A 4,917-nucleotide genomic window follows, 5' to 3' on the forward strand; every position below is an offset into this window, starting at 1 on the left:
CGAAGACGCCCGCGACATCATGCCCACGCGCAAACAGATGGGCAAAGGCGCGTCTCCGGCCCAGGCCGAGGCCTCGGCGCTGATGGAACTGGTCGAGCGTTTCAGCTTCTTCACCTTCTGGGACAACCAGGACAACTTTCAATCCATGACATGGTCAAAGGCCCGCCAGGCATTCGGCGACAACCTGCTGCCGCTTCATTATATGACGCAGTCCGTGGCGGACCGGATCGGCGAGGCCGATGCGGCCCGGATTCTGGATCTCGTGACGTGGCGCTTCGCCCCCCTCACGGACATCGGCACGGGCCGGGAATACATGGCTCCGCTGGATTGGTTCAAAAAGCTCAACGAATTCAACGGCGCCTCCGCCGGCAACACCCTGGAGGAATCCATGCTCCAGGGCGGCTGCGAGCTGGTGGAACGCCACGTCTGCGCCGTCATCGACCGCACCCGGCAGGAAACGCCAACCATCGATCCTGCCAGCTTCACCGATCCGGTCCTGATCGATCTGTACCGCAAATTCACCCGCAACGAGCTCAAGGTCTGGATCAAGGATTTCAGCCTCGGCTTTCCCGTGCCCACGGTCGCGGCCCTGGTCATGGACCCGGCCACCTTTCCGGACACAAGCGAGATCGTCTTTACCGCCGGCACGGCCACGTCGCCCGAAAAGGCGGCCATCCGCGCCCTGACCGAAATCGCCCAGCTCGGCGGGGATTTTGAATCGTGCAGCAACTACGAGGCCTCGGGCCTGCCCAAATTCACCCATCCGGACCAGTGCGCATGGCTGACGCGCGGCCCGCAGGTGTCGATCACGACCCTGCCGTCCGGCGCGGACACGGACATCGCCCAGGAACTGCGGAACTTTTGCGCCCGGCTGGCCCTGCAGGGCTTCACCTTTTTTTCCGTGCCCACGACCACGCAGGAACTGGGCATCGCGGCCAATTACAACATCGTGCCCGGTTTTCTGTTCCGCGAGCGCACGCCCATGGCGTCCCTGGGCCTGTTCGTGGGCCGCATCCTGGCCGAGGACCTGGACCCGGACGAGGCCTGGGCCGGACTCGACCTGCTTGAAAGCATCCACCCCGAAGCCCACTACCTGCCCTTTTTCCGGGGTCTGGTGGCGCTGCGCCAGGGCAACATCGACCAGGCCGCGAGCTGGTTCGCCCAGGCCGAGGACCGTCAGCCCGATCCCGAAGACCGGGGACTGGCCGCGTTCTACCAGGCCTACGCCCTGTCCCAGCAGGGCCTCTGGTCCGAGACCATTCCGCATCTGAACCGGGCCGTGGGCCATTGCCCGGAAGTGAAGGAATATTTTAATTTGCGCGGCGTGGCCTATTTCAAGCAAAAAGAATTCGCCGGCGCGGCCGCCAATTTCGAGCTGGCCCTGGCCCTGGACAGCGGATCGGCCATGGATCTGGCCAACCTGGGGCTGTGTCATAAATTCATGAACAACGCGGACAAGGCCCGTGAACTGCTGGGAGAAGCCTTGCGACTCGACCCAAGTCTGGACTTCGCCCGTACCCATCTGCACGAACTCGGCGCCTAAACGGCGGCAAGGAGAATCGCATGGACATCAGCAAACGCATCGCGGAATTGAAGCAGGAACCCGGATTTCGGGAAAATGTCGGCATGCTCCTGGTGCACAACGGCGTGGTCCGGGCCTGGTCCCGCAAGGACGGCTCCACCGTGGGCCGGATCAAAGTCCAGGTCGATCAGGCCAAGGCCGAGGCCATCCGCCAGGAAATCGAGGCCAGGGAAGGCATCTTCCGGGCCGTGGTCGAGGCCAAAAGCGGAGAGTTCATGCCGGGCGACGATCTGCTCTTTCTGATCGTGGCCGGCGACATCCGCGAAAACGTCAAACCCGCCCTGGCCGACCTTTTGGATCGGATCAAAGGCGAAGCCATCACCAAACAGGAACTTTCAGAATAACCGGAGAGCACATGAAGCGTCACCATCGTCACTCTGTCATCCACCATCTTCTGCTTGGCGTCGTGCTGATCTTTTTCGCCGCGTCCAGTCAGGCCGCGACCGATCTGCCGACACCCACAGGCGGCACCAATTTCGATTATGCCTGGCTCAAGGGCCGGGCCAAGTTCCTGTCGGAACAGCCTTATGTCAGTCATGAAGGCGAACTGCCCAAGTCGCTCCAGAAACTGACCTGGGACCAGTACATGCAACTGGCCTTCGACTCGGACCACGCCCTGTGGAAGAGCGAAGCATCTCTGTTCCGGGCCGAACTCTTCCATCTTGGCCTGTTCTTCAAGACGCCCATCACCATGTATGAACTCAAGGACGGCAAGGTCAAAGAGATCGACTACACGCCGGACCTGTTCAGCTATGGCAAATCCGGCGTCAAGGGCAAGGAACTGCCCAAGAACCTCGGCTTCGCCGGCTTCCGACTGCGCTACCACACGGACTGGACCCGCGACCTGATCGCCTTTCTGGGCGCGAGCTATTTCCGGGCCGTGGGCGGTGAAATGCAGTACGGCATGTCCGCGCGCGGGCTGGCCGTGGACACGGCCCTGCCGCGTGACGAGGAATTTCCGACCTTCACCCATTTCTGGCTGGAACAGCCCAAGCCCGGCAGCGACACGGCCACGGTCTATGCCCTGCTCGACTCGCCCAGCGTGACCGGCGCGTACCGTTTCGACATCCGCCCCGGCCAGACCCTGACCATGAAGGTCGACGCGGCCGTGTACCCGCGCAAGCCCATCGAGCGCCTGGGCATCGCGCCTCTGACCAGCATGTACATGACCGGCGAGAACGACCGCCGCACTAGCTACGACTGGCGCCCCGAGCTGCACGACTCCGACGGCCTGGCCATGCACAACGGCAACGGCGAATGGATCTGGCGGCCCCTGAACAATCCGCCCTTCCTGCGCTTCAACGCCTACATGGACCACAATCCGCGCGGCTTCGGCCTGATCCAGCGCGACCAGAAGTTCGACCACTATCAAGACGACGGCGTATTCTATGACAAGCGCCCGAGCGTGTGGATCGAGCCCATCGGCCAGTGGGGCACGGGTTCGGTGCAGCTGGTGGAAATCGCCAACCTGGACGAAACCTTCGACAACATCGTCGCCTTCTGGAATCCGGCCGAACCAGTCAAGGCCGGGCAGGAGCTGCTCTTCAGCTACAATATGTACTGGGGCACCAACCCGCCGGTGCAGACCAGGTTGGCCAAGGTCGTGGACACCTTCACCGGCCTGGGTGGCGTGGTCGGTCTGAAACGCAAGTACTACAGCCAGCGCTTCGCCGTGGACTTCAGCGGCGGCGATCTGGCCATGATCGGCAAGGACACCGAGATCAAACCCGTGCTCTCGACCTCGGCCGGCCGCATTGAGATCACCTCGGTCCGGCCCCAGCACGCCATTAACGGCTTCCGGTGCATGTTCGACGTGGTGCCACCGGACGACACCCAGAACCCCATCAACCTGCGCCTGTACCTGGAAGCCAACGGCCGCCCCTTGACCGAAACCTGGATCTACCAGTGGACCCCACCGGCCGCGAACAACCGCGAGCTGCACAACCCGGGACACCTGGATAAACAGCCCGGCAACGAATAAACAAAAGGGCGGAAGCAATTCCGCCCTTTTTCATTGCACGCGTTCGACGCGACCTGGTTCCACATCTCTTGACTTTCAATCGCAAAAAAAATAAGCGATTTTTCCTCGTTACGCGCCAGTAGCTCAGGCGGATAGAGCAATTGCCTTCTAAGCAATCGGTCGGGGGTTCGAGTCCTCCCTGGCGCGCCAAAAGAAAACAAGGGGTTAGATGTAAAAATCTAGCCCCTTTCGTTTTAATATTTAATTCCTCCCAGCGCTATTCCCAGCACCCAGCACGATTTTGCAAGCCGGATCAGCCTCGGCACGCAAAAAAGCCCCGTCTCCGGGGCTTGGTTCAAAACGCGGCATGTGTCTTTGGGGATGCTGGTTTCCTCCCCCGCCGCGTGAATGGTTCGGCCGCGTCGGTCTGAATTTTTTCCTGCATCATCATCCGCGCGCCCATGGCCAAAAGGCTCGATCTGGTCAGGCCGGCCCGCCGGGCGTAGGCGTCGATTTCCTTCAGTTCGTTTTCCGGTAGCGTGATATTCACCCGTACGGTCCTCTGCCCTTCGGACAAATCCACCACCAGACAGGCCACGGCGTCCTTGGCCAGTTCGTGATTCATGGCCTGTTCCAACGTGCTTGGCGCGGGGACCTGTTCGCCGTCCTCGCGCAGTCCCTTGACGTGAAGCGCCAAGGCTTCCTTGGCCATGGCCGCCACTTCGTCCAGACTGGCCCCGGCGGTCACGCAACCGGGAAAATCTGGAAAGAGCGCGCCGAAATCCGTTCCTTCGTCCTTATGAATGATGGCAACATAGCTAGCCATGACTTCCCCCTATTTCAAGCTGATACCCGCTTGACGCTCAATGCTCTTGAGCGTGCCCACGGGAAGGTCCGATTTTGGATGTGGAACCGTCACCCGCCCCGATTTTTCGGGGTGCTTGAGCTGGACGTGGGAACCTTCGGTGTTGACCACGAACCAGCCTTCTTTTTTGAGTCTGCGAATAACGTCCCGGCTTTTCATGTGTGTATAAATACACATTCGGGATACTACCCGTCAAGAAAGGGCGCAAAAAAGCCCCGTCTCCAAAAACGGGGATCCTCCCACTAGCATGGGAACTTCTCCGGATTTCCACTTGACGGTCGGGCATGGCCGCCGGGGTGTAGGCCACAAAAAAACGCCCGTGGATGGAAAAACGGAGAAACCATCCACGGGCGTTCGGCCATTTCCGAACTGTCAAAACAGATTGGCCAAATTTTTATCCGATCAGCCCAACCGGACCCGCGCCATGGTTCCGGCCAGGGCTTTTCCTTCCCATGCGATGCCGGCCAGGGTGTTGTCCGTGGCGGTGGGGGTGATCTTGCCGGCGGTGGC

At 61.0% G+C, this 4,917-nt stretch carries 5 protein-coding genes and 1 tRNA gene; 4 read left to right on the forward strand and 2 right to left on the reverse strand.

All coding sequences use genetic code 11. The annotated features are described in order from the left end of the window. From EOL86_11875 to EOL86_11890, 4 genes are all read left to right on the forward strand, one after another. On the forward strand, window positions 1-1,543 hold a 1,543-nt coding region (locus EOL86_11875; GenBank protein NCD26272.1), incomplete at its 5' end, for a tetratricopeptide repeat protein. Window positions 1,544-1,563: 20 nt separating this feature from the next. After that, a complete protein-coding gene (locus EOL86_11880) occupies window positions 1,564-1,926 on the forward strand; it encodes a molybdenum cofactor biosynthesis protein (protein NCD26273.1) in 363 nt (120 codons plus the stop codon). A gap of 11 nt (window positions 1,927-1,937) precedes the next feature. Further along, window positions 1,938-3,563, forward strand: a complete 1,626-nt coding sequence (locus EOL86_11885) for a glucan biosynthesis protein D (GenBank protein NCD26274.1) — start codon at window positions 1,938-1,940, stop codon at window positions 3,561-3,563. 112 nt (window positions 3,564-3,675) lie between these two features. Further along, a tRNA-Arg gene (locus EOL86_11890) sits at window positions 3,676-3,752 on the forward strand. A gap of 145 nt (window positions 3,753-3,897) precedes the next feature. On the opposite strand, the gene EOL86_11895 is transcribed toward EOL86_11890, so the two are convergent. Together EOL86_11895 and EOL86_11900 are read right to left on the reverse strand one after the other, a co-directional pair. Next, window positions 3,898-4,368: a CopG family transcriptional regulator gene (locus EOL86_11895; GenBank protein ID NCD26275.1), complete on the reverse strand. Its 471-nt coding sequence runs from the start codon at window positions 4,366-4,368 to the stop codon at window positions 3,898-3,900. A 9-nt stretch (window positions 4,369-4,377) separates the two neighbouring features. After that, entirely contained in the window at window positions 4,378-4,566 is a 189-nt protein-coding gene (locus EOL86_11900) for an addiction module toxin, HicA family (protein NCD26276.1), read from the reverse strand. Between the last annotated feature and the right edge of the window lie 351 nt (window positions 4,567-4,917).

This window comes from Deltaproteobacteria bacterium (assembly GCA_009930495.1).
Lineage (GTDB): Bacteria > Desulfobacterota > Desulfovibrionia > Desulfovibrionales > Desulfomicrobiaceae > Desulfomicrobium.

Bases quoted from the DNA above. Each gene is read 5' to 3' on its own strand.
- EOL86_11880 (NCD26273.1), top strand. From the start codon at position 1,564: ATGGACATCAGCAAACGCATCGCGGAATTGAAGCAGGAACCCGGATTT.
- EOL86_11885 (NCD26274.1), top strand. From the start codon at position 1,938: ATGAAGCGTCACCATCGTCACTCTGTCATCCACCATCTTCTGCTTGGC.
- EOL86_11895 (NCD26275.1), bottom strand. From the start codon at position 4,368: ATGGCTAGCTATGTTGCCATCATTCATAAGGACGAAGGAACGGATTTC.
- EOL86_11900 (NCD26276.1), bottom strand. From the start codon at position 4,566: ATGAAAAGCCGGGACGTTATTCGCAGACTCAAAAAAGAAGGCTGGTTC.